Origin of the sequence: Roseovarius sp. S88 (genome assembly GCF_037023735.1) — a bacterium.
Classification (GTDB): domain Bacteria; phylum Pseudomonadota; class Alphaproteobacteria; order Rhodobacterales; family Rhodobacteraceae; genus Roseovarius; species Roseovarius phycicola.
The window spans coordinates 3,064,212-3,088,698 of the sequence record NZ_CP146069.1 but is presented as its reverse complement, the minus strand read 5'-3'; the positions used below and the strand labels follow the sequence as shown (position 1 = coordinate 3,088,698).

35 protein-coding genes and 1 pseudogene are annotated in these 24,487 nt (G+C 57.6%); 30 read left to right on the top strand and 6 right to left on the bottom strand.

The features are described 5' to 3' along the window. The first annotated feature begins 38 nt into the window (after positions 1-38). The 3 genes from RZ517_RS15695 to RZ517_RS15685 all read left to right on the top strand — a co-directional run bounded on the left by RZ517_RS15695 (position 39) and on the right by RZ517_RS15685 (position 3,146). Positions 39-1,385: a TldD/PmbA family protein gene (locus tag RZ517_RS15695; RefSeq protein ID WP_338549076.1), complete on the top strand. Its 1,347-nt coding sequence runs from the start codon at positions 39-41 to the stop codon at positions 1,383-1,385. Further along, a complete protein-coding gene (locus RZ517_RS15690; RefSeq protein WP_338549075.1) occupies positions 1,372-2,163 on the top strand; it encodes a 3'(2'),5'-bisphosphate nucleotidase CysQ in 792 nt (263 codons plus the stop codon). Before RZ517_RS15695 ends, RZ517_RS15690 begins: the two co-directional genes overlap by 14 nt. 80 nt (positions 2,164-2,243) lie before the next feature. Further along, positions 2,244-3,146, top strand: coding sequence for a DMT family transporter (locus tag RZ517_RS15685; protein WP_338549074.1), 903 nt, complete (start codon positions 2,244-2,246; stop codon positions 3,144-3,146). On the opposite strand, the gene RZ517_RS15680 is transcribed toward RZ517_RS15685, so the two are convergent. Continuing rightward, positions 3,079-3,903: a glycosyltransferase gene (locus RZ517_RS15680; RefSeq protein WP_338549073.1), complete on the bottom strand. Its 825-nt coding sequence runs from the start codon at positions 3,901-3,903 to the stop codon at positions 3,079-3,081. The genes RZ517_RS15685 and RZ517_RS15680 overlap by 68 nt on opposite strands. A gap of 383 nt (positions 3,904-4,286) precedes the next feature. On the opposite strand from RZ517_RS15680, the gene rpsL reads away from it, so the two are divergent. The 13 genes from rpsL to rplP all read left to right on the top strand — a co-directional run bounded on the left by rpsL (position 4,287) and on the right by rplP (position 14,191). Beyond that, a complete protein-coding gene (gene rpsL / locus RZ517_RS15675; protein WP_317057047.1) occupies positions 4,287-4,658 on the top strand; it encodes a 30S ribosomal protein S12 in 372 nt (123 codons plus the stop codon). Positions 4,659-4,670: 12 nt separating this feature from the next. Beyond that, the gene (gene rpsG, locus RZ517_RS15670) at positions 4,671-5,141 is read left to right on the top strand and encodes a 30S ribosomal protein S7 (protein ID WP_317057048.1); all 471 of its coding nucleotides are present in this window, start codon (positions 4,671-4,673) and stop codon (positions 5,139-5,141) included. A gap of 20 nt (positions 5,142-5,161) precedes the next feature. Next, a complete protein-coding gene (fusA, locus tag RZ517_RS15665) occupies positions 5,162-7,279 on the top strand; it encodes an elongation factor G (RefSeq protein ID WP_317057049.1) in 2,118 nt (705 codons plus the stop codon). 83 nt (positions 7,280-7,362) lie between these two features. Then, positions 7,363-8,538 carry an elongation factor Tu gene (gene tuf / locus RZ517_RS15660; RefSeq protein ID WP_317057050.1) on the top strand — a complete coding sequence of 392 codons (1,176 nt, stop codon included), beginning with the start codon at positions 7,363-7,365 and terminating at the stop codon, positions 8,536-8,538. A gap of 109 nt (positions 8,539-8,647) precedes the next feature. Beyond that, positions 8,648-8,962, top strand: coding sequence for a 30S ribosomal protein S10 (gene rpsJ / locus RZ517_RS15655; RefSeq protein WP_317057051.1), 315 nt, complete (start codon positions 8,648-8,650; stop codon positions 8,960-8,962). A gap of 13 nt (positions 8,963-8,975) precedes the next feature. Further along, a complete protein-coding gene (rplC, locus tag RZ517_RS15650) occupies positions 8,976-9,845 on the top strand; it encodes a 50S ribosomal protein L3 (RefSeq protein ID WP_317057052.1) in 870 nt (289 codons plus the stop codon). Next, on the top strand, positions 9,842-10,459 hold the full coding sequence (gene rplD / locus RZ517_RS15645; protein ID WP_338549072.1) for a 50S ribosomal protein L4: 618 nt from the start codon (positions 9,842-9,844) through the stop codon (positions 10,457-10,459). Before rplC ends, rplD begins: the two co-directional genes overlap by 4 nt. Further along, the gene (locus tag RZ517_RS15640) at positions 10,456-10,752 is read left to right on the top strand and encodes a 50S ribosomal protein L23 (protein ID WP_338549071.1); all 297 of its coding nucleotides are present in this window, start codon (positions 10,456-10,458) and stop codon (positions 10,750-10,752) included. The genes rplD and RZ517_RS15640 overlap by 4 nt, the downstream gene beginning before the upstream one ends. Before the next feature lie 801 nt (positions 10,753-11,553). Next, complete coding sequence (gene rplB / locus RZ517_RS15635) at positions 11,554-12,396, top strand: 50S ribosomal protein L2 (protein WP_317057056.1); 843 nt, start codon at positions 11,554-11,556, stop codon at positions 12,394-12,396. A gap of 3 nt (positions 12,397-12,399) precedes the next feature. Beyond that, positions 12,400-12,678 (top strand): 30S ribosomal protein S19, encoded by a 279-nt coding sequence (gene rpsS, locus RZ517_RS15630; protein ID WP_317057057.1) that lies wholly within the window; start codon positions 12,400-12,402, stop codon positions 12,676-12,678. Positions 12,679-12,681: 3 nt separating this feature from the next. Continuing rightward, positions 12,682-13,062, top strand: coding sequence for a 50S ribosomal protein L22 (gene rplV / locus RZ517_RS15625; protein WP_317057058.1), 381 nt, complete (start codon positions 12,682-12,684; stop codon positions 13,060-13,062). Beyond that, on the top strand, positions 13,062-13,775 hold the full coding sequence (rpsC, locus tag RZ517_RS15620) for a 30S ribosomal protein S3 (RefSeq protein ID WP_317057059.1): 714 nt from the start codon (positions 13,062-13,064) through the stop codon (positions 13,773-13,775). Before rplV ends, rpsC begins: the two co-directional genes overlap by 1 nt. A 2-nt stretch (positions 13,776-13,777) precedes the next feature. Next, entirely contained in the window at positions 13,778-14,191 is a 414-nt protein-coding gene (gene rplP, locus RZ517_RS15615; RefSeq protein WP_317057060.1) for a 50S ribosomal protein L16, read from the top strand. Positions 14,192-14,261: 70 nt separating this feature from the next. Here the strand turns inward: rplP and RZ517_RS15610 are convergent, their stop codons facing one another. Then, positions 14,262-15,194: a glutathione S-transferase family protein gene (locus tag RZ517_RS15610; protein ID WP_338549070.1), complete on the bottom strand. Its 933-nt coding sequence runs from the start codon at positions 15,192-15,194 to the stop codon at positions 14,262-14,264. Between the two features lie 158 nt (positions 15,195-15,352). Then, positions 15,353-16,054: a hypothetical protein gene (locus RZ517_RS15605; RefSeq protein ID WP_338549069.1), complete on the bottom strand. Its 702-nt coding sequence runs from the start codon at positions 16,052-16,054 to the stop codon at positions 15,353-15,355. 101 nt (positions 16,055-16,155) lie between these two features. On the opposite strand from RZ517_RS15605, the pseudogene RZ517_RS15600 reads away from it, so the two are divergent. Continuing rightward, positions 16,156-16,820, top strand: a pseudogene (locus tag RZ517_RS15600) (amino acid synthesis family protein). A gap of 39 nt (positions 16,821-16,859) precedes the next feature. Continuing rightward, on the top strand, positions 16,860-17,480 hold the full coding sequence (locus RZ517_RS15595; RefSeq protein ID WP_338551180.1) for a 2OG-Fe(II) oxygenase family protein: 621 nt from the start codon (positions 16,860-16,862) through the stop codon (positions 17,478-17,480). On the opposite strand, the gene RZ517_RS15590 is transcribed toward RZ517_RS15595, so the two are convergent. Beyond that, complete coding sequence (locus tag RZ517_RS15590) at positions 17,477-17,896, bottom strand: GFA family protein (RefSeq protein ID WP_338549068.1); 420 nt, start codon at positions 17,894-17,896, stop codon at positions 17,477-17,479. The two genes, RZ517_RS15595 and RZ517_RS15590, sit on opposite strands and share 4 nt — an antisense overlap. A gap of 270 nt (positions 17,897-18,166) precedes the next feature. Here RZ517_RS15590 and rpmC point away from each other — a divergent pair, with 270 nt between their 5' ends. The 12 genes from rpmC to RZ517_RS15530 all read left to right on the top strand — a co-directional run bounded on the left by rpmC (position 18,167) and on the right by RZ517_RS15530 (position 23,041). Next, positions 18,167-18,370 carry a 50S ribosomal protein L29 gene (gene rpmC, locus RZ517_RS15585; RefSeq protein ID WP_338549067.1) on the top strand — a complete coding sequence of 68 codons (204 nt, stop codon included), beginning with the start codon at positions 18,167-18,169 and terminating at the stop codon, positions 18,368-18,370. An 11-nt stretch (positions 18,371-18,381) separates the two neighbouring features. Continuing rightward, positions 18,382-18,612 (top strand): 30S ribosomal protein S17, encoded by a 231-nt coding sequence (gene rpsQ, locus RZ517_RS15580; protein WP_317057068.1) that lies wholly within the window; start codon positions 18,382-18,384, stop codon positions 18,610-18,612. Positions 18,613-18,687: 75 nt separating this feature from the next. Then, positions 18,688-19,056 carry a 50S ribosomal protein L14 gene (rplN, locus tag RZ517_RS15575; RefSeq protein ID WP_317057069.1) on the top strand — a complete coding sequence of 123 codons (369 nt, stop codon included), beginning with the start codon at positions 18,688-18,690 and terminating at the stop codon, positions 19,054-19,056. Between the two features lies 1 nt (position 19,057). Further along, on the top strand, positions 19,058-19,369 hold the full coding sequence (gene rplX / locus RZ517_RS15570) for a 50S ribosomal protein L24 (RefSeq protein ID WP_338549066.1): 312 nt from the start codon (positions 19,058-19,060) through the stop codon (positions 19,367-19,369). Then, the gene (gene rplE / locus RZ517_RS15565; RefSeq protein ID WP_338549065.1) at positions 19,362-19,925 is read left to right on the top strand and encodes a 50S ribosomal protein L5; all 564 of its coding nucleotides are present in this window, start codon (positions 19,362-19,364) and stop codon (positions 19,923-19,925) included. Before rplX ends, rplE begins: the two co-directional genes overlap by 8 nt. Before the next feature lie 18 nt (positions 19,926-19,943). Next, positions 19,944-20,249 (top strand): 30S ribosomal protein S14, encoded by a 306-nt coding sequence (gene rpsN / locus RZ517_RS15560; protein ID WP_317057072.1) that lies wholly within the window; start codon positions 19,944-19,946, stop codon positions 20,247-20,249. A gap of 13 nt (positions 20,250-20,262) precedes the next feature. Beyond that, positions 20,263-20,655: a 30S ribosomal protein S8 gene (gene rpsH / locus RZ517_RS15555; protein WP_317057073.1), complete on the top strand. Its 393-nt coding sequence runs from the start codon at positions 20,263-20,265 to the stop codon at positions 20,653-20,655. A 14-nt stretch (positions 20,656-20,669) separates the two neighbouring features. Next, entirely contained in the window at positions 20,670-21,203 is a 534-nt protein-coding gene (rplF, locus tag RZ517_RS15550; RefSeq protein WP_338549064.1) for a 50S ribosomal protein L6, read from the top strand. Between the two features lie 12 nt (positions 21,204-21,215). Further along, positions 21,216-21,575: a 50S ribosomal protein L18 gene (rplR, locus tag RZ517_RS15545; RefSeq protein WP_338549063.1), complete on the top strand. Its 360-nt coding sequence runs from the start codon at positions 21,216-21,218 to the stop codon at positions 21,573-21,575. Between the two features lie 160 nt (positions 21,576-21,735). Next, positions 21,736-22,314: a 30S ribosomal protein S5 gene (gene rpsE, locus RZ517_RS15540; RefSeq protein WP_338549062.1), complete on the top strand. Its 579-nt coding sequence runs from the start codon at positions 21,736-21,738 to the stop codon at positions 22,312-22,314. Positions 22,315-22,326: 12 nt separating this feature from the next. Next, on the top strand, positions 22,327-22,515 hold the full coding sequence (gene rpmD / locus RZ517_RS15535) for a 50S ribosomal protein L30 (RefSeq protein WP_317057077.1): 189 nt from the start codon (positions 22,327-22,329) through the stop codon (positions 22,513-22,515). A 292-nt stretch (positions 22,516-22,807) separates the two neighbouring features. Then, positions 22,808-23,041: a hypothetical protein gene (locus tag RZ517_RS15530; protein WP_338549061.1), complete on the top strand. Its 234-nt coding sequence runs from the start codon at positions 22,808-22,810 to the stop codon at positions 23,039-23,041. Between the two features lie 26 nt (positions 23,042-23,067). Here the strand turns inward: RZ517_RS15530 and RZ517_RS15525 are convergent, their stop codons facing one another. Next, positions 23,068-23,754, bottom strand: coding sequence for a vWA domain-containing protein (locus tag RZ517_RS15525; protein WP_338549059.1), 687 nt, complete (start codon positions 23,752-23,754; stop codon positions 23,068-23,070). Beyond that, entirely contained in the window at positions 23,747-24,445 is a 699-nt protein-coding gene (locus RZ517_RS15520; protein ID WP_338549058.1) for a vWA domain-containing protein, read from the bottom strand. The genes RZ517_RS15525 and RZ517_RS15520 overlap by 8 nt, the downstream gene beginning before the upstream one ends. Positions 24,446-24,487 lie beyond the last annotated feature (42 nt).

Below are 24,487 nucleotides of genomic sequence, written 5' to 3'. Positions count from 1 at the left end.
CCTCGGTCTACCTGTTGCGGGCCGAAGTGGAGACATGAATGCTGTCTGAATTGAAATCCCTGACCGACGCGCTTTTGAGTGCAGCGAAAAAGGCCGGAGCGGATGCGGCAGACGCCATCGCGGTTGAAGGGCGGTCTCTGGACATAGCCGTGCGCAAAGGGGCCTTGGAAAAGGCCGAGCGCGCAGAAGGTACGGATATCGGGCTGCGGGTTCTCGTTGGCCAAAGACAGGCCTGCGTTTCAGCGTCTGATACAAGTGATGCGACGATTGCCATGCTGGCTGAGCGCGCAGTTGCTATGGCGCGAGAGGCGCCAGAAGACCCGCATATCGGCCTGGCTGATCCAGAGCAGATTGTTCAGGATTGGGATGCCACGGCTTTGCAGCTTGCTGACACTGCCGAAGAGCCTGCGCCAGCAGACCTCCAGGGGCAGGCCCTGGAAGCAGAAGCCTCGGCCTTTGCGGTCACTGGAGTGACCCAAGTGCAATCGGCGTCCAGCGGGTATTCGTCGCAAAACATGCACATCGCGGCGAGTAACGGATTTGCTGGGGGATATACGCGCACAAGCACGTCGTTAAGCTGCGTTGCGATTGCCGGTGAAGGCACGTCGATGCAGCGTGATTATGATGGGGACAACCGCATCTTTGCGATGGATTTGCGTGCCGCGGATGATATTGGGCAGACAGCAGGCACACGTGCGGTCGCTCAGCTTGGCGCGCGCAAGCCGCCTACCGGCGCATATCCGGTTCTGTTTGATGAACGTGTGTCCAGCACGCTCATCGGCCATCTCTTGGTGGCCAGCAATGGATCCACTGTCGCGCGCGGGTCGTCTTGGCTTTTGAACAAGCTGGGAGAACAGGTGCTGCCCAAGGGTATGTCGCTTGTCGAAAATCCATTGAGACCGCGTGTTCCCGGGTCGCGCCCATTTGATGCCGAAGGGCTTGCTGTATCAGCGCGGAACATCGTGGAAGATGGTGTGCTGACGGGGTGGACACTTGATTTGGCCACAGGGCGCAAGCTTGGGTTTGCGTCCACTGCCAACGCGCGGCGCAGCACCTCGTCACCGCCCAGCCCGAGCGTGGGCAATGTGGCTTTGACGCAAAGCACCAAGACCCGCGAAGACCTGATTGCCGAGATGGGCACGGGGCTATTGGTGACGTCGATGATCGGCTCGACCATTAATCCCAACACGGGTGATTATTCTCGTGGCGCATCGGGGTTTTGGGTGGAAAACGGAGAGATCACCTATCCGGTGAATGAATGCACCATTGCGGGCAGTCTGCCGGACATGCTGATGCGGATGCAGCCAGCCAACGACGCGCGCATGTGGCTGAGCCGCACGGTGCCATCGCTGCTCGTTGAGGGTATGACGCTTGCCGGTGACTGACCTGAAGCTTTTGATCGCGGCGGCACAGGCTGCGGGCGATGTGGCGCGGCAATATACCGGGCCATCCGCCAAGGTGTGGGACAAACCGGAAGGCGCAGGGCCTGTGACCGAGGCTGATCTGGCGGTGAACCGGGTTCTGGAAGATACGCTGCGCGCAGCGCGCCCGAACTATGGCTGGTTATCCGAAGAAAGCGAGGATGATGGCGCGCGGCTGACCCGTGAGCGGGTGTTTATCGTTGATCCGATAGATGGTACGCGCAGTTTTATCGAAGGATCAAAAACCTGGGCGCATTCGATTGCTTTGGTCGAGCAAGGGAAGGTCGTCGCGGGCGTGATCTATCTCCCAATGCGGGACAAGCTCTATGCGGCCGCGCGCGGGATGGGTGCAACTCTGAACAGTACGCCACTCAAGGTCGGTGCTTCTAACAGGTTGAATGGGGCCAGCATGCTGGCTGCGAAACCCAATTTTGACGGTAAACATTGGCGCGCGGGCGAACATCCAGGGTTGGTGCGCAGCTTTCGCCCATCTTTGGCCTATCGTATGGCCCTTGTGGCTGAAGGGCGGTTTGATGCGATGATGACCCTGCGCGGCGCGTGGGAGTGGGACATTGCGGCGGGTGCTTTGATCCTGACCGAAGCGGGGGCGGCGATTTCGGATCGGGACGGCGAAAGCCTCGTGTTCAACAACCAGGCGCCGAAACTGCCAGGTGTCTTGGCGGCGAACCCTGTCTTGCACGGCGAACTGCGCGAAACTTTGAAGCCAGGGGCAGTCATTTAACCCCGGTTATTGGGTATTTTGGACAAGAAAGAAGCATTGGGCGACTTGTGCCACAGTCATCCGAGGTCTAGAGCCGAATTATGGCACGTTCTGACAACCTGACCGGTGCGTTTTTGATGATGGCGTCGATGGCGTGTTTCACGTTCAACGACACCGCGCTGAAATTGTTGGCAGGCGACATGCCGTTGTCGCAGATCTTGATGTTGCGCGGTCTTCTGACGACAGGTCTGACCGCTTTGCTTGCATGGCGTCTGGGTGTTCTGCGCACCCGGCTACCGCGTCGTGATTTTGGACTGGTGGGCTTGCGCACTCTGGCAGAGCTTGGTGTCGTCTATTTCTTTCTCACAGCGCTTTTCAACATGCCGATTGCCAATGTCACAGCGATTCTGCAGGCGCTGCCGCTGACCGTGACGCTGGCGGCGGCAGTGTTTTTGCGCGAACCCGTAGGGTGGCGCAGGATGCTGGCCATTCTGGTGGGGTTTGTTGGTGTTTTGCTGATCATCCGGCCTGGGGCTGCGGATTTCAACGTCTATTCGCTCTATGCCCTTTGTGCCGTGGGCTGTGTCACGATCCGCGATCTTGCGGCGCGTCAGCTGTCGCCAGAGACCCCATCTGTGTTCATCACGCTACTGACCGCGATTGCGACATTGGTTGTTTTTGGAGGACTTAGCCTTTTCGTGGTTTGGGAGCCTGTTGATCTACGCATGGCTTCGCTCATCGGGACGGCCGCACTTTTTGTGATGGGCGGTTTGTTGTTTTCGATCATGGTGATGCGTGTGGGCGACATCGCGTTTATCGCGCCCTTTCGCTACACGGGGCTTTTATGGGCTATGGTTTTGGGATGGCTCGTCTTTGGAGAGTGGCCTGACGCACTAACACTTTTGGGTGCGGCCATCGTGGTCGCCAGCGGGTTGTTCACACTTTATCGCGAAGTGCGGACAGGGAGGAAAAGGCCGCTTGCACAGCCTTCTCGTCGACATTGAACCGAGCTTTGAAAAAGGCGCGGTCCTCATCTGTCAGAGGTTTGAGGCCCGTATCCTTGCCGCGTGCGCGACTGTCGTTGTCATCATGCACGGCGCGCAGGTACATTGGTGTGGTTGGGTCAATGATCGTGGGCATAGAGTGATGCAGTTTGTGATGGGCGAAATTCATCACCGTCTTCTTGTCTTGTGGACGAAACAGGACGGCTAGTCCGCAGGCCAGAAACTGCCCTTGCATGTCTTTTGCCAAAATACCATCCGGGGTTAATTTTATAGAATAGCCGCTTGAATACTCAATCACGAGGTTCTGCCAATCGGCACGCAGTTTCCAGACGAGGCGTGCGGTGCGACGGATACCGCGAATGAAATTTGTTCCAACGGCATCATCGTCATCAAGCCGGAATTGCAGGCTTTCGGTCTGGTCTTCTCCTAGTTCTGCCTTGATCACATTTTGCATGGCTGTGCGATGCTTGGCAGGCGGGGCCGTGACCAACTTTACCTCTGGCACTGACGCGCAAATGTCGTTGAGGCGATCCCGATAGCGTTTCGGCATACGCTCACCAGTGACGACCAAAAACGTGAAACGCTTGTCTTTCTGGGCCGCGATAGACGGCAGGGTGAGGGCCTCGAAATGGCGAAAGCGCAGGTCCATGCGCTCAGGCGCATAGAGATAAGCCTCACGCTCTTCGACGGTGTCATGCATGCGTTTGAACCCGCCAATGGCGGGATAGGAAAACCGGCAAAGTCCGATAACGCGCATACAAGAAAGTCCTGCTCAGGATTTCAGTTACGCAACCGTGGCAAATGACATTACGCCGGGCAAGGCAAAAGAAGCTTCTGAAAAGCTTGTTTGAAAGGCTGTGTTGATCCCGCCAACGGCTGTTGACAGCCGCTTCGACTCCCCCTATACGCCGCTCATCTCGGTGCCGGGGGTGACCCCGAAATCCGAAATCAAAATTTAAGTGGACAAGATCCGGGCCGTTTGAGTTGCCCCGATCCTCTGGGAGCCCACCGCGTCGTTTGCCTCGGAATGGAAACGATTGCGGCCTTTTCGCTTTGCGGACGCGTGAAGCGCTATGAGATGAAACCGCACGAGGTCGTTCTTGTGCAGACATATGTGTTGAGAGACGGGAAAGAGACCCTATGCCAACGATCCAACAGCTGATCCGCAAACCGCGGCAGCCCAAAGTCCGATCCACCAAGTCGCTGCACCTTCAGGGGTGCCCGCAGAAACGTGGCGTGTGCACACGCGTCTACACCACCACACCGAAAAAGCCGAACTCGGCGATGCGGAAAGTGGCCAAGGTGCGCCTGACCAATGGGTTCGAGGTGATCAGCTATATCCCTGGTGAAAGCCACAACCTTCAGGAGCACTCTGTGGTTCTGATCCGGGGTGGCCGGGTGAAAGACCTTCCTGGTGTTCGCTACCACATTCTTCGCGGCGTTCTGGATACCCAAGGCGTCAAAGATCGTAAGCAGCGTCGTTCGAAATACGGCGCCAAGCGTCCTAAGTAAGGAGAGCAGAGCATGTCACGTCGTCACGCTGCTGAAAAACGCGAAGTTCTACCCGACGCTAAGTACGGTGATCGGGTTCTGACAAAATTCATGAACAACCTGATGATCGACGGCAAGAAGTCTGTTGCCGAACGCATCGTCTACAACGCCCTGGACCGGGTCGAAGACAAGGTCAAGCGCGCCCCTGTTGAGCTCTTCCACGAAGCGCTCGACAATATCAAACCATCGGTTGAGGTTCGCTCGCGCCGTGTGGGTGGTGCCACCTATCAGGTGCCTGTTGAAGTGCGTCCTGAACGCCGTGAAGCGCTGGCCATCCGCTGGTTGATCACCGCAAGTCGGGGCCGCAACGAAAACACGATGGAAGAGCGCCTTGCAGGTGAGCTTCTGGATGCTGTGAACTCGCGCGGCTCAGCCGTTAAGAAACGTGAAGACACCCACAAGATGGCCGAGGCGAACAAAGCCTTCAGCCACTACCGCTGGTAAACCTTTAGAGGCATTAGACCATGGCACGCGATTATCCGCTCGACCGTTACCGCAACTTTGGCATTATGGCCCATATCGATGCAGGCAAGACCACCTGCTCGGAACGGATCCTGTACTACACCGGCAAATCCCACAATATTGGTGAGGTGCACGATGGTGCGGCCACCATGGACTGGATGGAGCAGGAGCAGGAGCGTGGGATCACCATCACATCTGCTGCGACCACCACATTCTGGGAGCGCACGGAAGATGGCCAGACGCCCGATTCCGAAAAGCACCGCCTGAACATCATCGACACCCCCGGCCACGTCGACTTCACCATCGAAGTTGAACGTTCGCTGGCCGTTCTGGACGGCGCGGTCTGTGTTCTGGATGGCAATGCGGGTGTTGAGCCACAGACCGAGACGGTGTGGCGTCAGGCCGACCGCTACAACGTTCCGCGGATGGTGTTCGTCAACAAGATGGACAAGATCGGTGCCGACTTCTTCAATTGTGTGAAGATGATCGAAGAGCGCACTGGTGCGCGTCCTGTGCCGATCGGTATCCCGATTGGCTCTGAAAGCGATCTGGAAGGTCTGGTTGACCTGGTGACCATGGAAGAGTGGCTGTGGCAGGGTGAAGACCTGGGCGCGAGCTGGGTCAAAGCACCCATTCGCGACGGCCTGCAGGACATGGCCAACGAGTGGCGTGAGAAGATGATCGAAGCCGCCGTCGAGCAAGACGACGACGCGATGGAGGCCTATCTGGAAGGCAACGAGCCTGACGTGCCAACGCTGCGCAAACTGCTGCGCAAGGGCACGCTGGCGCTGGACTTTGTTCCGGTTCTGGGTGGCTCTGCTTTCAAGAACAAAGGCGTTCAGCCGCTGCTTAACGCTGTGATTGACTATCTGCCCAGCCCGCTGGATGTGGTCGACTATATGGGCTTTAAGCCAGGTGACGAAAACGAAGAGCGCAACATTGCCCGCCGGGCAGATGACAATATGGCGTTCTCGGGCCTTGCCTTCAAAATCATGAACGACCCGTTTGTCGGCTCGCTGACCTTCACCCGCATCTATTCGGGCGTCCTGAACAAGGGCGGCTCGATGCTGAACTCGACCAAAGGCAAGAAAGAGCGCGTTGGTCGGATGATGATGATGCACTCCAACAACCGTGAAGAGATCGAAGAGGCATTTGCCGGCGACATCATCGCGCTTGCGGGTCTGAAAGACACCACAACCGGTGACACGCTCTGTGACGAGAAGGATCCAGTGGTTCTCGAAACCATGACTTTCCCCGATCCGGTGATCGAGATCGCGGTTGAGCCAAAGACCAAAGGCGACCAAGAGAAAATGTCTCAGGGTCTGGCGCGTCTGGCGGCAGAAGATCCGTCCTTCCGTGTGGAAACTGACTTGGAGTCCGGTCAGACCATCATGAAAGGCATGGGCGAACTGCACCTCGACATTCTGGTGGATCGTCTAAAGCGTGAATTCAAGGTTGAGGCCAATATCGGTGCGCCTCAGGTGGCCTATCGTGAGACCATCTCTCATGAGGTCGAGCATACTTACACCCACAAGAAACAGTCGGGTGGATCAGGTCAGTTCGCCGAGGTGAAAATGATCATCACGCCGACCGAAGCGGGCGAAGGGTACTCGTTCGAGAGCCGCATCGTCGGGGGTGCCGTGCCTAAGGAATACATCCCGGGTGTGGAAAAAGGCATCGAGAGCGTTATGGACAGCGGTCCTCTGGCTGGCTTCCCTGTGATCGATTTCAAGGTTGCTCTGATCGACGGTAAGTTCCACGATGTGGACTCCAGCGTCATGGCGTTTGAGATTGCCGGACGTATGGGTATGCGCGAAGGCCTGAAAAAGGCGGGCGCGAAACTGCTTGAGCCGATCATGAAGGTCGAGGTGATCACGCCGGAAGAATACACCGGTGGCATCATTGGTGACCTGACATCTCGCCGTGGTCAGGTGTCCGGACAAGAGCCACGCGGCAACGCGATTGCGATCAACGCAAACGTGCCGCTGGCGAACATGTTCGGTTACATCAACACGCTGCGTTCGATGTCGTCGGGCCGCGCCCAGTTCACCATGCAGTTCTCGCATTACGAACCGGTGCCATCGAATATCTCGGAAGAGATTCAGTCGAAATACGCATAACCCGGGTGGCGGGGTGAACCCCGCCCTACCCACCACCGTAGGGTGGGATTTTATCCCACCATCCGCAAAGACAGGAGGCCATCATGGCAAAGGAAAAGTTTGACCGCACGAAGCCGCATGTGAACATTGGCACGATTGGCCATGTTGATCATGGTAAGACGACGCTGACAGCTGCGATCACGAAGCAGTTTGGCGATTTTAAAGCCTATGACGAGATTGACGGCGCGCCGGAAGAGAAGGCGCGGGGGATCACCATTTCGACGGCGCATGTTGAGTATGAGACGGAGAACCGTCACTACGCGCATGTCGACTGCCCCGGCCACGCGGACTACGTCAAGAACATGATCACCGGTGCGGCGCAGATGGACGGCGCGATCCTGGTTGTGAACGCGGCCGACGGCCCGATGCCCCAGACGCGCGAGCACATCCTTCTGGGCCGTCAGGTTGGCATCCCCTACATGGTTGTCTTCATGAACAAGGTGGACCAGGTCGACGACGAAGAGCTTCTGGAACTGGTGGAAATGGAAATCCGCGAGCTTCTGAGCTCGTATGAGTATCCTGGCGACGACATTCCGATCATTGCTGGTTCGGCTCTTGCCGCTCTGGAAGGTCGCGACGACAACATCGGGTCCGAAAAGATCTCTGAGCTGATGGCGGCTGTGGATGAGTATATCCCGACGCCTGCGCGGGCTGTGGATCAGCCGTTCCTGATGCCGATTGAGGACGTGTTCTCGATCTCGGGCCGCGGCACGGTTGTGACCGGCCGTGTGGAGCGCGGTGTGATCAATGTGGGTGATGAGATTGAGATTGTCGGCATCCGCGACACCACCAAGACGACCTGCACCGGCGTTGAGATGTTCCGCAAACTTCTCGACCGTGGTGAAGCGGGCGACAACATTGGCGCACTTCTGCGCGGTGTGGACCGTGAAGGTGTTGAGCGGGGTCAGGTTCTGTGTAAGCCGGGCTCGGTGACACCGCACACCAAGTTCGAAGCCGAAGCCTATATCCTGACCAAGGATGAGGGCGGGCGTCACACGCCGTTCTTCGCCAACTACCGTCCGCAGTTCTACTTCCGTACAACGGACGTCACTGGCACGGTTGAGCTTCCCTCGGGCACCGAGATGGTGATGCCGGGCGACAACCTGAAGTTCAACGTGGAACTGATCGCGCCCATCGCCATGGAAAACGGCCTGCGCTTCGCCATCCGCGAAGGCGGCCGCACCGTCGGCGCCGGCGTCGTGTCGAAAATCATCGAGTGATGTAAACAAATTGGGGTGCGTGCAAGCGCACCCTTTCATTTTGGCGCGATGAAGCGCGGCAATCCCGCCTCTCTTCCTCTCCGCTTGAACCCTTTGAGGGATAAGAACAATGGCCGTTCAAAGCCAAAACATCCGCATCCGCCTGAAGGCGTTTGATTATCGTGTGTTGGATGCCAGCACGCAGGAAATCGTCAATACTGCGAAACGGACTGGCGCCGATGTGCGCGGACCGATTCCGTTGCCGAACAAGATTGAGAAATTCACTGTTCTGCGCGGCCCGCACGTGAACAAGAAATCCCGCGACCAGTTCGAGATCCGGACGCATAAGCGTCTTCTCGATATCGTCGATCCCACACCGCAGACTGTCGATGCGCTGATGAAGCTCGACCTGGCCGCTGGTGTGGACGTTCAAATCTCGGTCTAAGGAGGGCTTCGATATGTTGCGCTCTGGTGTGATCGCAAAGAAAGTCGGCATGACCCGGCTTTTCATGGAGGACGGCAAGCAGATTCCTGTGACCGTGCTTCAACTGGACAAACTACAGGTCGTGGCTCAGCGCACGCCCGACGCACATGGCTATGCCGCTGTGCAGTTGGGTGCCGGCTCGGCCAAGGCAAAGCGGACTTCAAAGGCCATGCGGGGTCATTTCTCGGCCGCGAAGGTGGAACCCAAGCGCAAGGTCGCGGAGTTCCGCGTTGCGCCTGAGAACATGATCGCCGTGGGGGAAGAGATTACTGCGAACCACTACTTTGAGGGTCAGTTTGTGGATGTCTCGGGCACGTCGATTGGTAAAGGTTTTGCTGGCGCCATGAAACGCCACAACTTTGGCGGTCTGCGCGCCACGCACGGTGTGTCGATCAGCCATCGTTCGCACGGCTCAACCGGACAATGTCAGGATCCGGGCCGCGTGTTCAAAGGCAAAAAGATGGCCGGCCATATGGGGGCTGCCCGTGTGACCACCCAAAACTTGCAAGTGGTGCGTACCGATGCCGACCGTGGCCTGATCATGGTCAAGGGCGCTGTTCCAGGCTCCAAAGGCGGTTGGGTGACGATCAAGGATGCGGTGAAAAAGCCGTTCCCTGAGAACGCCATTCTGCCGGCTGCCTTGAAATCCGCCGCTGCCGAAGCTGAAAAAGCCGCTGAAGAAGCTGCGGCCGCTGCCGCTGCTGAAGCAGAAGCTGCGGCAGCAGCCGCCGCCGAAGCAGAGCAAGCCGCGATGGAAGCGGCTGAGGCAGACGAGGCCAAGATCGATACCGTGGCCGAGGCAGAAGCTGCCGAAGCTGAAGAGAAGAAGGACGGTGAGGCATGAAACTCGACGTGATCAAACTCGACGGCAAGAAAGCCGGGTCGGTCGATCTGGGCGAAGAAATCTTTGGTCTCGAACCCCGCGCCGATATCCTGCACCGCGTCGTCCGCTGGCAGCGCAACAAGGCGCAGGCTGGTACGCACAAGGTCAAGACACGGTCGGAAACCAGCTACTCGACCAAGAAGATTTATCGCCAGAAGGGCACCGGGGGCGCACGCCACGGGGACCGCAACGCGCCGATTTTCCGCAAGGGTGGTATCTACAAGGGTCCGACTCCGCGCAGCCACGCGCATGATCTGCCCAAGAAGGTGCGTTTGCTGGGCCTCAAGCATGCTCTGTCGGCCAAGGCCAAGGCAGGTGAGCTTGTGGTTCTGGACGCCGCCGATTCCAAAGGCAAGACCAAGGACCTGGCCAAGCAGGTCAAAGACCTGGGCTGGAAGCGGGCCTTGGTAATCGACGGGGCCGAAGTCAATGAAGGGTTTGCCAAGGCGGCGGCCAATATTGACGGTCTCGACGTGCTGCCAAGCATGGGCGCAAACGTATATGACATCCTGCGCCGCGACACGCTTGTGTTGACCAAAGCAGGGATCGAAGCACTGGAGGCTCGGTTGAAATGAGCGCGAAACCAGAACATTACGACGTGATCCGCAAGCCGATCATCACCGAGAAAGCCACGATGGCCTCTGAGTCCAACGCGGTTGTGTTCGAGGTGGCGATTGACGCGGCCAAACCACAGATCAAAGAGGCCGTTGAGGCGCTCTTTGGGGTGAAGGTGAAGGCGGTCAATACGGCGATTACAAAGGGCAAAGTCAAACGCTTCCGCGGCCAGATGGGCAAACGGAAAGACGTGAAAAAGGCCTATGTGACGCTGGAAGAAGGCAACACGATTGACGTGACCACGGGGCTTTGAGCCTTGGTGGGGTGAAACCCCACCCTACGATTTGAGAAACCCCGGCTGCGAGAGTGGCCGGGGTTTCTTGTTCGGTCGTTCCAGGTCTGCCGCGCTTTTTTGCGAATTTTGGAAAGAATGTTGTTTCGTGATCAATTGGGTCTTTGGTACCAGTGTGTTCGCGCAGAAGCTCTGTAAGCGATGACCAAATGCTTTCACTTTGTGATAGGTCAATTTTTTGCTTTAGAATGAGCTCATGCAGTGCGCCTACCGTGATTAGGTTTGCCGCAGCGTCTTTACTTATATTCACGTCAAAGACTTCCTCCACCGCACATAGAAACTCGACGTCTCCAAGTTCTGGGTCGAGATCTACCGTATTTAGCCTTTTCGTTACTCTCTCGCGATTGAAGGGCCACATTCCATATTCCAGGTCTCTATATTCATTTATTGAAAGTGAATACTGAACTTAGATATTTCAACTTCCTTGCAATCATCTATCTGCGACTGCTGACTTCGATATCGCGCGGCTTACCACTCTGCGTGTCGTCATCCCCGACTTGATCGGGGATCTCCTGGTCAAGTGGTCCTCGGGTCAAGCCCGAGGATGACGGCGTGGAGTTTCTCATCCAGCCCCCTTGACCCGCCCCCTCTCTTTCGTAAACGACCCCATCGGCAAGGCCCCGGATTCGTCCGGGGCTGTGCTTTTGGTCGCAAGACCATTTCAACCGGGCACCTCCGGGGGCCTATATCCATGCCGGGGTCAACCCCGGCCTACATAGGCGGATGCATTCATCCGCCACTGCTAAACGGAAGACAGAAAGCATGGCACTTAAGTCGTATAAGCCAACGACGCCGGGCCAGCGCGGGCTGGTGCTGATCGACCGTTCGGAGCTGTATAAAGGACGCCCCGTCAAGGCCCTTACAGAGGGTTTGACGAAATCGGGCGGCCGGAACAACACCGGGCGGATTACCTCACGTCGTCGTGGGGGAGGCGCGAAACGCCTTTACCGGATCGTTGATTTCAAACGTCGTAAATTTGATGTGGCGGCCACCGTTGAACGGATCGAATATGACCCGAACCGGACCGCGTTCATCGCTCTTGTGAAATATGATGACGGCGAGCAGGCCTATATCCTGGCGCCGCAGCGTCTGGCGGTTGGTGACAAGGTCATCGCAAGCGCCAAGGCCGACATCAAGCCGGGCAACGCAATGCCGTTTTCCGGCATGCCGATCGGTACAATCATCCACAACATTGAACTCAAGCCAGGCAAAGGCGGTCAGATCGCCCGCGCCGCAGGCACCTATGCGCAGTTTGTGGGCCGTGATGGTGGCTACGCTCAGATCCGTCTGAGCTCGGGTGAGCTTCGTATGGTCCGCCAGGAATGCATGGCCACGGTTGGTGCGGTATCGAACCCTGACAACTCAAACCAGAACTACGGTAAAGCGGGCCGGATGCGCCACAAAGGCATTCGTCCATCCGTTCGTGGTGTGGTTATGAACCCGATCGATCACCCGCACGGTGGTGGTGAGGGTCGGACCTCAGGTGGTCGTCACCCGGTGACCCCATGGGGTAAGCCGACCAAAGGGGCACGCACCCGCAACAAGAACAAGGCGTCGCAGAAGCTTATTATCCGCTCGCGTCACGCCAAGAAGAAGGGCCGTTAACATATGAGCCGCTCAGTCTGGAAAGGCCCTTTTGTGGATGCTTACGTGCTTAAGAAAGCCGAAGCCTCGCGCGAAAGTGGTCGTAACGAAGTCATCAAAATCTGGTCGCGCCGCTCGACGATCCTGCCCCAGTTCGTGGGTCTGACGTTTGGCGTCTACAACGGTCAGAAACATATCCCCGTCAACGTGTCGGAAGATATGATTGGTCAGAAATTCGGTGAATACGCACCGACCCGTACCTATTACGGTCATGCAGCCGACAAAAAAGCGAAACGGAAGTAAGTCATGGGCAAGGAAAAGAACCCCCGCCGCGTGGCTGAAAACGAAGCAATGGCAAAACTGCGCATGCTTCGGACCAGCCCGCAGAAACTGAACCTGGTTGCGGCCATGATCCGTGGCAAGAAGGTCGATAAGGCGCTTAATGACCTGACCTTCTCGAACAAGCGGATTGCCGAGGACGTGAAGAAATGCCTTCAGTCGGCGATTGCCAATGCCGAGAACAACCACAACCTGGATGTGGATGAGTTGATCGTGGCGGAAGCCTATGTCGGCAAGAACCTGATCATGAAACGCGGTCGCCCGCGGGCGCGTGGCCGGTTTGGTCGCATCCTGAAGCCGTTTTCCGAGCTCACCATCAAGGTGCGTGAAGTTGAGGAGCAAGCCTAATGGGAAATAAAGTCAATCCAATCGGCATGCGCCTTCAGGTCAACCGCACCTGGGACAGCCGCTGGTACGCCGATACCAAGGATTACGGTGATCTTCTGCTGGAAGACATTGCGATCCGTGAATTCATCAACAAAGAGTGCAAGCAAGCCGGTATCAGCCGTGTGATCATCGAGCGCCCGCATAAGAAATGCCGCGTGACTGTGCACACCGCGCGTCCGGGTGTGATCATCGGCAAGAAAGGGGCAGACATCGAAGGTCTGCGTCGTAAGCTGGCCAACATGACCGACAGCGAGCTGCACCTCAATGTGGTGGAAGTGCGCAAGCCTGAGCTGGATGCAGCTCTTGTGGGCGAAAGCATCGCGCAACAGCTTGAGCGTCGTGTGTCCTTCCGCCGTGCCATGAAGCGCGCGGTTCAAAACGCGATGCGCATGGGCGCTCTGGGCATTCGAGTGAATGTTGCCGGTCGTCTGGGTGGTGCGGAAATCGCGCGGACAGAATGGTACCGCGAGGGCCGTGTGCCGCTTCACACGCTGCGTGCGGATATTGATTACGCACCGACCGAGGCAGAGACGCCCTATGGCATCATCGGGATCAAGGTCTGGATCTTCAAAGGCGACATCATGGAGCACGATCCGTCGGCCCGTGATCGCAAAGCGCAAGAGCTGCAGGACGGTCCCGCACCGCGCGGTGCTGGCGGCGGTCGGAGGAACTAATCATGCTTCAACCAAAGCGCACAAAATTCCGTAAACAGTTCAAGGGCCGTATCAAGGGCGAAGCCAAGGGCGGGTCTGACCTGAACTTTGGCACCTATGGCCTGAAAGCTACCCAGCCGGAGCGTGTCACCGCGCGCCAGATCGAGGCCGCACGTCGTGCCATGACGCGTCACATGAAACGTCAGGGCCGTGTGTGGATTCGGATCTTTCCAGACACCCCTGTCACCGCCAAACCGATTGAGGTGCGGATGGGTAAAGGTAAAGGGTCTGTGGACCGCTGGGCCTGCAAGGTCAAGCCAGGCCGGATCATGTTCGAGATCGACGGCGTTGCCGAAGGCGTTGCCATGGAGGCTCTGCGCCTTGCGGCGATGAAGCTGCCGGTGAAAACCCGCGTGGTGGTTCGCGAGGACTGGTGATTGGTGGGGTGAAACCCCACCCTACGACATAGAGAACCCCTGCTGAGAGATTGGCGGGGGTTTTTACATTTTAGCTGATGTTCACCCGATAGCCCGCACGTGGAAAATGCACATGCACCTTGCCAATATCGCTGTCTGATCGTGCGACCGTGAAGGTGTCGACGCTGGCGGCAACGACCGTGCCTGAGACCGGTTGTTCCCCGCCGTCAAGATCAGGTGAAACGGTTACCTCTATGCCTGGCTTTAATCCCTGTGGGTCATGCGGGTCGTGTCCCGATATGTGCACCGGATCATGAGCGGTGGCTTCTGCAATAGCCTGCTCGGGCGTCATGGCGGTGAAGGTGCCATGCCCAATGGCGGCAATCTTTGCTTCCCAGGCCTCCAGCCCTTGGAATTCAGACAAAAAGGCCGGACCGTTCTCCCAGCGGCCACGAATGAACCAGACCACATGGTAAAGCTGTGCATCAATCGCCGCAGGCGCATCTCCGGTCAGGAACGCGCGGCCATCGGCGAATTGCTGATTGGCCCAGAAGAGCGGTGCGCGCAGTTGGGTGGCCAAGTGGGGTAGGGCGGCGTTGGCCGCTTTGAGCCCGTCGGCCCAGTCCGGGCCAAGATAAAGCCGCCCGCGATCAGCCGCGAAATCCTGTGGCAGCGCATCGCCCGCGGCCCCGAGCACCAGTTTGACTGTTGCGTCAAACAAGGCCCCATCCGTCCAACGGCTCAGGCACCACATCAGACCTGCATCGGCTGTAGGAAAGAAGCTGGGCGACGGAATGCGGTGTTCCAACTCTCGGATCACGCATTGGCTGTCGCAGTAGATGTCCGCTCCGATTTGCATCACTGGCGTGCGTCGATAGCCGCCAGTCAATTGGGTGAGCATGGGTTTCGGTGCCAGACGTGGGATTTCGACGGACCGCCAGCTCAGACCCTTGATGCCCAGGGCAACGCGAACTTTTTCGGCCACAGGAGATTGTGGATAGTTGTGCAGAATGATGTCAGGCATGTCTCGCGCCTTTGATTTATGCGGGTTGAGATTGCCTATCTTTCTGCAGCGCGACGTGCCAGACGCAATCGTTTGTCACAGATCACCTTTTGCTGACTGATCGCGGCCAATGTTTCGCTCAAGCCACCCTGAGCCAGGAGCACGCGGTGCCGAGGGGCTCAATTTTTGAGGATGGCGCGCACCTGATTTGCGTAGGTTTCCCAGCTCAGCACAGCCTTGTTGCCTGCAACACCATGATAGTAGCTTTGTCCGGACGCGGTGGGCAATCCCGCCCAGATCTTGGCGAGGTTGTGCATGAACTCCTTAGGGCTGATGTCCCCTTTTTGAACCTTTAGAAACCCGGCATCACCGAGCAAGAGATCGGCCAGTGTATCCTGGACATTGGGGCTAAACCGCGTATCAGGCGCAAGGCCAAGCCGCGCGGCAGAGTGGCGAAGTGTGGCGGGAATGAACTGATAGCGCCCGATCGCGTGGGGCTGACCCGGAGTTGCTTTGATCCAGGTGTAGATCTCTTGCAGTGTCATGTCCGTGGGGCGCTTGGCGGGTTTTTTGCGCGCGCCATGTTGCACGGCATTGTATCCAGCGTGCCCGGCTTCTGCAGAGGCGATCAAGTCGCGCAGCATGGCAGCCTTGGTGCCACCCTGTCGCAAGGGCGCATCGAGACGTCCGGGCAGAGCTGCAAACAGTCCGCCATCGGCATCGCCAACAAAAAGACTGGCCGACGCGACCAAAGCGCGTACGGGCTGATTGGTATCAATCAAGGGCTGGCGTGCATGAAAAAGTCCGCCTGCGGACATGTCAGCCGCCGCCGGAAAGCCAAGAACAAGCCAAACGCACATCAAACACAACACTCGACCCATGTAACGCCCCTTTCTGGTGCATTTCACGGTGTTTAAGGGTCAGTTCTGAATTTTCTTTGAATAAAGGCATATTGGGGTCACGTTTTGGGTGGCGCTGTCTCATGCCTATCATCCCCGGTACGCCGGGCCGTGTTCATCTGCTTGGGTCGATATCCTCTATCATGAAGTGCAAAAGCGGCGTAACTATTGACGCGTTTGGATGGAAAGGGACCACGGATATTATTTCCCCTCGCAAAGTCGTATTCCAACGGGAGATCGTCACAGCGGCCTATGGTGGTGCGTCCTGTGACCCGATCACAAGGGTGGCCGCGATGGCCGTCCTGCGCCATCCATTGGCGGGGCAGGTGACAGACGTCCTCTCGCCGCTCTTTGAGATAGGGCGCGTACTGGGCGAGCAATTGTCCGAGGAGGCTGTTGCGCAGCTGCCCGGCGCGCCAGTGTCATATGGTAGGCCGCGCTCGTGGGGCCGATGGGTGAGATGGAACATGGTGGGGCCGTTATTCATCCCAAGCTTGGCGCACCCATGCGGGCCGCCGCTGGCGGCGGAGAGGCCGTGATCCCGTCCAACGTCAAGATCGGACCTCCGGGCACGCCGATTGACCTGCCGGTGGGGCATAAAGACAATCCCTGGTCCTTTGATCATTTCGACACGATGACACTGTTCATTGCCGATGCGCCGGGACCGGAAGAGATTGTTCTTTGCCTGGCCTATGCCGATGGCGGGCGGCCCAATCCGCGCTGTAGCTCGGGGCCGGTGAAGAGCTAGGCTCTGGCGTCAAAGATGCGTCTGCGCTATGCGGATCTCATGCCAAATCTCAAATCACTTTTCGTCACCCGCCTCTATCACGCTGCCCTGTCAGAGCAGAAGCCGTCTATTGACCCTACAGAGCTGGAGGCATCTTGCTATTCCATTGCCGAAGATGATGAAGCCGGACAAACCTGGTGCGAAGAGAACGGGTATCCCGGCTATACGTCTTACGCGTCTTTGACGGACCTGCCGTGGCGCTTTCCGATCTTTGGCGATTTGGTGAAGGCGCTCGACGCGCATGTGGCGGCATTTTCGGAGGATCTGGAGTTTGATCTGGAAGACCGGGCGCTGACGCTTGAGGACATCTGGATCAACATCCTGCCCGAAGGCGGCACGCATAGCTCCCACATCCATCCGCATTCGGTGATTTCGGGGACAACCTATGTGGCGATGCCAGACGGCGCATCGGCGCTGAAGCTGGAAGATCCGCGATCAGCACGGATGATGGCGGCCCCTGCGCGCAAGAAGGACGCACGAGAGGAGTTGCGAACTTTTGTTTATGCCAAGCCGGTGGTGGGCGACGTGCTCCTTTGGGAAAGCTGGCTGCGCCACGAGGTGCCGATGAATATGAGCGAGGACGACCGGATTTCGGTGAGTTTTAATTATGGGTGGGCCTAACGCCGTGAGAAAAGTGCCCCCAAAACAAGCGGTGTTCCGGCGATGAAGCTGGCGATAGTCCCTGCAATCTTGGGCAACCTATCTTCCACATCTGCCTGACGTGTCTTGTAGAAGAGGTGTACCATTGGTTTCGTTTCTGGCGGATTTGTTTTAAATGCCGTGGCCGGAATGTAGGCGAGACGCAGGCCGGGGCCATATGTCATAAAGCCCACAACGGGGGTCTTGCAGTCGGGGCACATGCCGCGCCGGATTGCTGGTGGAGACTTGTAACGATCGAAGGTTATCCGAGTGTTTTCTGGGACGCTGACCGCTGCAGCCGGTAAGATCGTGACATCAGCATATGGTTGACCGTAGACGCGCTGGCAGACGCTGCAGTGGCAATAAAGCCGGTGGCGCGGCTCCCGGTCAACGCTCACGCTGCAGGCACCGCAGTTGCAGTAGGCTGTCGTAGGTTGGGTCAATTTGGCCTCTGGGACATAAAAAGAAGGCTAATCACAGTCAAATCATAGATCGAACAAAGTTCCAAACTTTCCCTTGCCCCGCATCCCATCCTCCCCTATACCGCGCCCATCTGACGTCCCCACTTCGTGCGGGGATTCGTTTTGTTATTCATCCACCGGGTACTCCGTGTGACCCTGAGCCATCCAAATCAGGGGCCGGCCGGTGTTTTGAGAAGGAAGATGGCAATGAACGCCACTGAGTTGCGTGATAAAACGCCCGACCAGCTTCGTGAGGAGCTGGCCAACCTGAAAAAAGAGCAGTTCAACCTGCGTTTTCAGGCAGCGACCGGGTCGCTGGAAAACCCTGCACGGATCAAGACTGTGCGCCGCGATGTGGCGCGTGTCAAAACCGTGTTGAATGAAAAAGCTGCTGACGCGGCTGCGGATTAAGGAGAGCACCTATGCCCAAGCGTATACTGTCCGGCGTCGTGACCTCCGACGCAAACGCCCAAACCGTCACTGTCTCGGTTGAGCGCCGCTTCAAGCACCCTGTGCTTCAGAAAACCATTCGTAAGTCCAAGAAGTACCGGGCTCACGATGAAAAGAACGCTTTCAAGGTCGGCGACCAAGTTCGCATCATCGAATGCGCGCCGAAATCGAAAACGAAACGCTGGGAGGTTCTGGAGGCGTAAGCCTGCAAACCTTTCGGTTTGATCGAAACCCTGGGGATACGGCAATGACGCCCCCCAAAGGTCGGGAGAAACCTCATGATCCAGATGCAGACCAATCTGGATGTTGCTGACAACTCCGGTGCTCGCCGGGTTCAGTGCATCAAGGTCCTGGGTGGTTCCAAACGCAAATATGCGTCCGTGGGCGATGTTATCGTCGTCTCGGTGAAGGAAGCCATCCCACGTGGCCGTGTGAAAAAAGGCGACGTGCGCAAAGCCGTTGTCGTGCGCACCGCCAAGGAAATCCGCCGTGAAGACGGTACTGCCATTCGCTTTGACCGCAACGCCGCCGTGATCCTGAACACCGCAGGTGAACCCATCGGCACCCGTATCTTCGGGCCGGTTGTGCGCGAGCTGCGGGCCAAGAACTTCATGAAGATCATCTCGCTCGCCCCGGAGGTGCTGTGATATGGCTGCTAAGTTGAAAAAAGGCGACAAGGTCGTCGTTCTGGCTGGCAAGGACAAGGGCAAGGAAGGCACGATTGCCTCTGTTGATCCCAAGGCCGGCAAAGCGGTTGTCGATGGCATCAACATGGCCATCCGCCACACACGCCAAAGCCAGACAAGCCAGGGTGGCCGCCTTCCCAAGGCGATGCCAATTGACCTGAGCAATCTGGCTTTTGTTGATGCAAAGGGCAAACCCACCCGCGTGGGCTTCAAGATGGAAGGCGACAAGAAGGTGCGTTACGCCAAGACCACGGGGGACGTGATTGATGCTTGATACAGCAAACTACACCCCGCGCCTGAAAGCCGCTTACAAGGACGCCATTCGTGCCGCTCTGAAAGAGGAATTCGGCTACAAGAATGACATGCAGATTCCGAAGCTTGAGAAGATTGTTCTCAATATCGGCTGTGGCGCAGAAGCGGTTAAGGACTCCAAGAAAGCCAAGTCGGCTCAGGAAGATCTGACCACGATCGCCGGCCAGCACGCTGTCATGACCACCGCCAAGAACTCCATCGCGGGGTTCCGTGTGCGTGAGGGCATGCCAATGGGCGCAAAAGTGACCCTGCGTGGCGACCGGATGTATGAATTCCTGGATCGTCTGATCACCGTGGCCATGCCGCGCATCCGCGACTTCCGCGGCGTGTCGGGCAAGTCATTTGATGGTCGTGGCAACTATGCCATGGGCATCAAGGAACACATCGTTTTCCCCGAGATCAACTTCGACAAGGTCGACGAAGTATGGGGCATGGACGTTGTTATCGGAACCACGGCGCAGACCGACGCTGAAGCCAAGGCGCTGTTGAAGCACTTCAACATGCCTTTCAGCAGCTAATCGCGAGGAATTTTAGACATGGCTAAGAAAGCAATGATCGAACGCGAAAAGAAGCGTCAGCGTCTGGTGAAGCAATACGCCGCCAAGCGTGCCGCTTTGAAAGAGATCATCAACGATCAGGAAAAGCCGATGGAAGAACGCTTCCGGGCCTCCCTGAAACTGGCGAACCTGCCGCGCAACAGCTCGGCCACCCGCCTTCATAACCGCTGCCAGCTCACCGGCCGGCCGCATGCCTATTACCGTAAGCTGAAAATCAGCCGGATTGCCCTGCGTGAGCTTGGGTCTGCCGGTCAGCTTCCGGGCATGGTCAAGTCGAGCTGGTAAGGAGGGACATGAGATGAACGATCCTATCGGCGATATGCTCACCCGTATCCGCAACGCGGGCATGCGTGGCAAATCCACTGTTATGGTTCCGGCCTCCAAAATGCGCGTGCGCGTTCTGGATGTGCTGGCCGACGAGGGCTATATCCGTGGTTTCGAAAATGCCACGGGCAAAGATGGCCACCCGGCCATCGAAGTGAGCCTGAAATACTTCGAAGGCGCGCCTGTGATCCGCGAAATGAAGCGGGTCTCAAAACCCGGTCGTCGGGTTTACATGAGCGTCGGTGACATTCCGCAGGTCCGTCAGGGTCTGGGTGTGTCGATTGTCTCCACCTCCAAAGGTGTGATGTCGGATGCAAACGCACGGGCGGCCAATGTTGGCGGCGAAGTGCTCTGCACCGTATTCTAAGGAGGCTTTGAGAAATGTCTCGTATCGGCAAACAACCGGTTGCTCTGCCTGATGGTGTCACAGCGACACTGAGCGGTCAGACAATCGAAATCAAAGGTCCCAAGGCTTCCAAATCCTTCACCGCCACGGATGACGTGACGCTGACGGTTGCGGATGGCACGGTCACTGTTGAACCACGCGGCAAATCCAAGCGCGCGCGTCAACAGTGGGGCATGACCCGCACGGTCATCGCCAACATGGTGCATGGGTCCAAAGAGACCTTTAAGAAAGAGCTGGAAATCCGTGGCGTTGGCTACCGGGCACAGATGCAGGGCAATGTCCTGAAGCTGAACCTTGGTCTCAGCCATGACGTGGATTTCCCGGTTCCGGAAGGTGTGACTGTCACGGCGCCCAAGCCCACGGAATTGATCGTGGAAGGCCATGACAAGCAGCTCGTCGGCCAGGTCGCGGCCAATATCCGCGACTGGCGTCGGCCCGAGCCCTACAAGGGCAAAGGCATTCGCTATAAAGACGAGTATATCTTCCAGAAGGAAGGCAAGAAGAAGTAAGGACGCGATAAGATGGCAAACAGCAAAAGACAACTGTTCCTCAAACGCCGCCTGCGCGTCCGGAACAAACTTCGCAAGGTCAACGCAGGGCGCGTGCGCCTCAGCGTGCACCGCTCGAACAAAAACATCAGCGCGCAGCTTATTGATGACGTCAATGGCGTTACATTGGCTGCGGCCTCGACCCTGGAAAAAGATCTGGGTGTTGCAGGCAAGAACAACGTGGAAGCCGCAACCAAGGTGGGTGCCGCAATTGCGGAGCGCGCAAAAAAGGCGGGTGTCACGGAGGCCTATTTTGACCGTGGCGGGTTCCTCTTTCACGGCAAGGTTAAGGCTGTGGCTGATGCCGCCCGTGAAGGTGGCCTGAAAATATAGGTGGGATGAAATCCCACCCTACCAAAACGGCGTGGGGTGGGGCTTCGACCCACCTTTAGCGAAGACGGTTACCCCGTCTCGATGATCCGGGCCCCGGACTGATCCGGAGCACTGGGATTGGACAAGCGGCGCAGTGCGCCACGAAGAAAGGACGCCGAGTATGGCAAGAGATGACAAACGCCGTGGTGGTGGTCGCGATCGCGACGAAGCCCCGGAATTCGCCGATCGCCTGGTTGCGATCAACCGTGTTTCAAAGACCGTAAAGGGTGGTAAGCGCTTTGGCTTTGCCGCGCTCGTCGTCGTTGGCGATCAGAAAGGCCGCGTTGGCTTTGGCAAGGGTAAGGCCAAGGAAGTGCCTGAGGCGATCCGCAAAGCCACAGAGCAAGCCAAGCGTCAGATGATCCGCGTGCCCCTGCGCGAGGGTCGGACGCTGCACCACGATGTCGAAGGACGTCATGGGGCGGGTAAGGTCGTGATGCGCACAGCACCAACCGGTACCGGTATCATCGCCGGTGGTCCGATGCGGGCTGTGTTCGAGATGCTGGGTGTGCAGGACGTTGTGGCCAAGTCGATTGGCTCGCAAAACCCGTACAATATGATCCGCGCCACAATCGACGGTCTGCAAAAAGAGGCCAGCCCGCGCATGGTCGCGCAGCGTCGTGGCAAAAAGGTCGCCGACATCCTGCGCAAGGATGACGCGCCTGCTGCAGAGGCTTCGACCGAAGCCGCAGAAGCGTAAGGAGACGGGAACATGGCAAAAACCATCGTCGTCAAACAAGTGGGCTCGCCCATCCGCCGCCCTCAAGACCAGCGCGCCACGCTGATCGGTCTGGGCCTCAACAAGATGCACAAGACGCGCGAGCTGGAAGATACGCCATCCGTGCGCGGCATGATCAACAAGATCCCGCATCTGGTGGAAATCGTCGAAGAAAAAGGGTGAGTATGTGCCGGGGTGAACCCCGGCCTACCCAAATCCGTAAGGCGGGGTTTCACCCCGCCGATGCACCCAGGTCAGCGATGGCCGGGGTGTTTTCGTTTTATTGTCCGCTAAAAAAACTCTACTCTGAATCGCGAGTTATTCGGTGGACCGATTTACAATGAAGTTTTTGAATAGTGTGATTTTGGTTTAGGCCTTTTATGCCAGCCCGACTTCGTCCGAGGTACTAGATTGGGACCGTCACTTTGAAACTAGAGTCGACGCCGACGGTGTCGACAAAGAGAAAATGCTATTGATGTTCAAAGTGGATACCATTTCTCAAAAAGCTTATATGCAGGGCAACGCCGGGTTCGTTGCGGTAGAGATTTTTGTTGGTGAAAGTGCGTTCTCATTCACTGAGAAACTCTCTTCGGGTGCTATCCAAACAACAACCGTGATGAGAGATGGACAGGCTGTCCATTCGCGTAACACTGTTTTATTTGGAGAAATTGTGGCGGCTCAGCACTTTGGAAATTGTGAGAGAAAATGACAAAGCATTGTGGTAATCGCACTCGATCACCCCACCACCGCACACCCCAACGTCCGTCTTAACGCATCCGCAAGCTCATCTACCGTTTCGGTCGTCACATAGCTCCCACCGGTCTGATCTGCGAGGCATTGCACCTCTGCGGCGGCGGCTTGAAACGCCTCAATACTGTTCCACGAAAACGGGTCAAACACCAACCTGAAGCCGATGATGTGCACCGTCAGATCGCGGCCTGTCGATGCCAGCTGCTGGCCTAGCCGGCACGGCGCGCCGCTGCAGGTTTCCGAGCCGTCTGTGACCAGCACGATGATGCCGGGGGTGGTGCGATAGTCCAAAACCTCAGCCGCCTCGCGCACGGCATCCGTGAGCGGGGTCAGGCCGGCAGGGCGTAGGGCCTTCACCTCGGCAATCACAGCCCTGTCTGCATCTGCCCTTGGTGTGAATTTCACCTGAATCCCGCGACAGCTGTCCGCTGCGCCCGGCCCATAAGTCAATAGCCCGATGCGACGGACCGGGGCGACCTGCGGCATCACCTCGGCCACCGCTGTACGGGCTTCTTCAATGCGTGAGGGGCCACTGGCGCCAAAGCCAAGTTCCGCCATGGAGGCTGAGCCGTCAAAGACCAACATAGCGTCCCGGCTGCATTGCGCCATGCTCTGGGTGGCCACGCATAACGCAAGGCCTGTTGCGGCGGCGGTTTTCAGAACTTTAGCCAATGAGGGCGCATCCCAGAGTGCGTCGCAGGGCCTGGCTCAGCTCATCAATGGTCTCGGTTGAGACATACATACCCCCGGTTTGATCCGAGAGACATTTGGCGACCGAAATGCCATCAGGGTACACATTGGCCTCGGGGCTGTCCCAGGCAAAGCGATCCGTGACCACGCGAAATCCGATGACGTGCACAGTTAGGTCGCGATCCGTTGCCGCGAGTTCGGCGCCCAAGGCGCAAGGCCTGCCACCACAGGTTTCGTTGCCATCTGTAACGAGCACCACGATACCAGGCTCTGAGCGATAGTTCAGCACGTCAGCAGCGGTGCGCACGGCCTCTGTCAGGGGGGTTAAGCCATTGGGATCAAGTAGCTCTATCGCCTCAAGGATCGGTTGCGCAGCATCCGCGACAGGCCCAAATTTGAGGTTGATCCCTTCGCAGGAGTTCTCCGGACCCGGCCCATAGGTCAACAGGCCAATCCGGCGCACCGGGGCAATCTGCGGCATTGCGTCGTGTAACGCAGTGCGGGCGTCGTCGATGCGCTTGGGATCCGCAAGGTTGAGACCCAATTCGGCCATGGAGGCTGATCCGTCAAACACCAGCATCGCATCACGGGCGCAATCGGTGGCAGAGGCTGTTGTGCTGAACGTGAGGCTTGCGGCGAGGCAGCTGGCCAGGATTGTCTTTGTGCTCTTCATATTGTCATAACATATCCCAACGGGCCTAAAATCAACTCACAG

What these genes read in the sequence shown, in the direction of transcription:
- rpsN (WP_317057072.1), top strand. Translation starts at nt 19,944, where the DNA reads ATGGCTAAGAAAGCAATGATCGAACGCGAAAAGAAGCGTCAGCGTCTG.
- RZ517_RS15520 (WP_338549058.1), bottom strand. Translation starts at nt 24,445, where the DNA reads ATGAAGAGCACAAAGACAATCCTGGCCAGCTGCCTCGCCGCAAGCCTC.
- rpsJ (WP_317057051.1), top strand. Translation starts at nt 8,648, where the DNA reads ATGGCCGTTCAAAGCCAAAACATCCGCATCCGCCTGAAGGCGTTTGAT.
- rpsG (WP_317057048.1), top strand. Translation starts at nt 4,671, where the DNA reads ATGTCACGTCGTCACGCTGCTGAAAAACGCGAAGTTCTACCCGACGCT.
- rplC (WP_317057052.1), top strand. Translation starts at nt 8,976, where the DNA reads ATGTTGCGCTCTGGTGTGATCGCAAAGAAAGTCGGCATGACCCGGCTT.
- rpsQ (WP_317057068.1), top strand. Translation starts at nt 18,382, where the DNA reads ATGCCCAAGCGTATACTGTCCGGCGTCGTGACCTCCGACGCAAACGCC.
- RZ517_RS15680 (WP_338549073.1), bottom strand. Translation starts at nt 3,903, where the DNA reads ATGCGCGTTATCGGACTTTGCCGGTTTTCCTATCCCGCCATTGGCGGG.
- rpsL (WP_317057047.1), top strand. Translation starts at nt 4,287, where the DNA reads ATGCCAACGATCCAACAGCTGATCCGCAAACCGCGGCAGCCCAAAGTC.
- rplE (WP_338549065.1), top strand. Translation starts at nt 19,362, where the DNA reads ATGCTTGATACAGCAAACTACACCCCGCGCCTGAAAGCCGCTTACAAG.
- fusA (WP_317057049.1), top strand. Translation starts at nt 5,162, where the DNA reads ATGGCACGCGATTATCCGCTCGACCGTTACCGCAACTTTGGCATTATG.
- rpsE (WP_338549062.1), top strand. Translation starts at nt 21,736, where the DNA reads ATGGCAAGAGATGACAAACGCCGTGGTGGTGGTCGCGATCGCGACGAA.
- tuf (WP_317057050.1), top strand. Translation starts at nt 7,363, where the DNA reads ATGGCAAAGGAAAAGTTTGACCGCACGAAGCCGCATGTGAACATTGGC.
- rpmD (WP_317057077.1), top strand. Translation starts at nt 22,327, where the DNA reads ATGGCAAAAACCATCGTCGTCAAACAAGTGGGCTCGCCCATCCGCCGC.
- rpsH (WP_317057073.1), top strand. Translation starts at nt 20,263, where the DNA reads ATGAACGATCCTATCGGCGATATGCTCACCCGTATCCGCAACGCGGGC.
- rpsS (WP_317057057.1), top strand. Translation starts at nt 12,400, where the DNA reads ATGAGCCGCTCAGTCTGGAAAGGCCCTTTTGTGGATGCTTACGTGCTT.
- rplF (WP_338549064.1), top strand. Translation starts at nt 20,670, where the DNA reads ATGTCTCGTATCGGCAAACAACCGGTTGCTCTGCCTGATGGTGTCACA.
- RZ517_RS15595 (WP_338551180.1), top strand. Translation starts at nt 16,860, where the DNA reads ATGCCAAATCTCAAATCACTTTTCGTCACCCGCCTCTATCACGCTGCC.
- rpsC (WP_317057059.1), top strand. Translation starts at nt 13,062, where the DNA reads ATGGGAAATAAAGTCAATCCAATCGGCATGCGCCTTCAGGTCAACCGC.
- RZ517_RS15605 (WP_338549069.1), bottom strand. Translation starts at nt 16,054, where the DNA reads ATGGGTCGAGTGTTGTGTTTGATGTGCGTTTGGCTTGTTCTTGGCTTT.
- RZ517_RS15685 (WP_338549074.1), top strand. Translation starts at nt 2,244, where the DNA reads ATGGCACGTTCTGACAACCTGACCGGTGCGTTTTTGATGATGGCGTCG.
- rplX (WP_338549066.1), top strand. Translation starts at nt 19,058, where the DNA reads ATGGCTGCTAAGTTGAAAAAAGGCGACAAGGTCGTCGTTCTGGCTGGC.
- RZ517_RS15640 (WP_338549071.1), top strand. Translation starts at nt 10,456, where the DNA reads ATGAGCGCGAAACCAGAACATTACGACGTGATCCGCAAGCCGATCATC.
- RZ517_RS15610 (WP_338549070.1), bottom strand. Translation starts at nt 15,194, where the DNA reads ATGCCTGACATCATTCTGCACAACTATCCACAATCTCCTGTGGCCGAA.
- RZ517_RS15530 (WP_338549061.1), top strand. Translation starts at nt 22,808, where the DNA reads ATGTTCAAAGTGGATACCATTTCTCAAAAAGCTTATATGCAGGGCAAC.
- rplB (WP_317057056.1), top strand. Translation starts at nt 11,554, where the DNA reads ATGGCACTTAAGTCGTATAAGCCAACGACGCCGGGCCAGCGCGGGCTG.
- rplV (WP_317057058.1), top strand. Translation starts at nt 12,682, where the DNA reads ATGGGCAAGGAAAAGAACCCCCGCCGCGTGGCTGAAAACGAAGCAATG.
- rplN (WP_317057069.1), top strand. Translation starts at nt 18,688, where the DNA reads ATGATCCAGATGCAGACCAATCTGGATGTTGCTGACAACTCCGGTGCT.
- rplP (WP_317057060.1), top strand. Translation starts at nt 13,778, where the DNA reads ATGCTTCAACCAAAGCGCACAAAATTCCGTAAACAGTTCAAGGGCCGT.
- RZ517_RS15695 (WP_338549076.1), top strand. Translation starts at nt 39, where the DNA reads ATGCTGTCTGAATTGAAATCCCTGACCGACGCGCTTTTGAGTGCAGCG.
- rpmC (WP_338549067.1), top strand. Translation starts at nt 18,167, where the DNA reads ATGAACGCCACTGAGTTGCGTGATAAAACGCCCGACCAGCTTCGTGAG.
- rplR (WP_338549063.1), top strand. Translation starts at nt 21,216, where the DNA reads ATGGCAAACAGCAAAAGACAACTGTTCCTCAAACGCCGCCTGCGCGTC.
- rplD (WP_338549072.1), top strand. Translation starts at nt 9,842, where the DNA reads ATGAAACTCGACGTGATCAAACTCGACGGCAAGAAAGCCGGGTCGGTC.